Annotated in this window: 1 protein-coding gene; it reads left to right on the forward strand. The window is 51.0% G+C overall.

Annotated features, from left to right (window positions below):
- Positions 1-146: 146 nt before the first annotated feature.
- On the forward strand, positions 147-726 hold a 580-nt coding region (locus AAAT87_RS15425), incomplete at its 3' end, for a reverse transcriptase N-terminal domain-containing protein (RefSeq protein WP_349226923.1).

Raw genomic sequence — 726 nt, forward strand, 5'->3', positions numbered from 1 at the left:
CGAACGGCTTGTAGGTAAATGACGATGGAGAAAGCAAACGCCCCTCTGTAATGGTGGGGATAGGGATTGTAACATTATCCCACACGAAAGTGGGCAGACTTCCATCAGGTAATTCACTACGAAAAGAAGTGTAGAACTAGCGTAAAATGAAGAAACGACAAGAGAGCGAGGCGAAAGCCGAGTGTGCATCTTCAGCCACACCAGACTCATGGCGCACCATTCCCTGGGGGTCATGCGAGCAGAAGGTACGCAAGCTGCAAGTCCGAATAGTAGAGGCTCTAAAGGCAAACCGCATTGGAAAGGTGAAATCTCTCCAACGCATCTTGATTAACTCGTTTTCCGCCAAGGCTTTGGCAGTAAGGCAAGTTACATCAAACAAGGGCGGTAGCACCGCAGGTGTTGACAAGGTGACTTGGCTCACTGAAGTGGAACGCTACAATGCCATCGGTTCTTTGAAAACGAGAGGGTACAAGCCAAAGCCGCTCCGCCGTGTCTTCATCCCGAAGAAAAACGGCAAGCAGCGACCGCTAGGAATACCCACCATCAAGGACAGGGCGATGCAAGCCCTCTTCCTCATGGCTCTCGAACCCGTGTCGGAAACACTTGCAGACGGCAACTCGTATGGCTTTCGCAAATACCGCTCATGTGCGGATGCGATAGACCAAATACACAGATGCTTAAGCAAGAAATACTCCGCCACATGGGTCTTGGAGGGAGACATCAAGG

The organism is Segatella sinensis, assembly GCF_040095255.1.
Classification (GTDB): Bacteria; Bacteroidota; Bacteroidia; order Bacteroidales; family Bacteroidaceae; genus Prevotella; species Prevotella sinensis.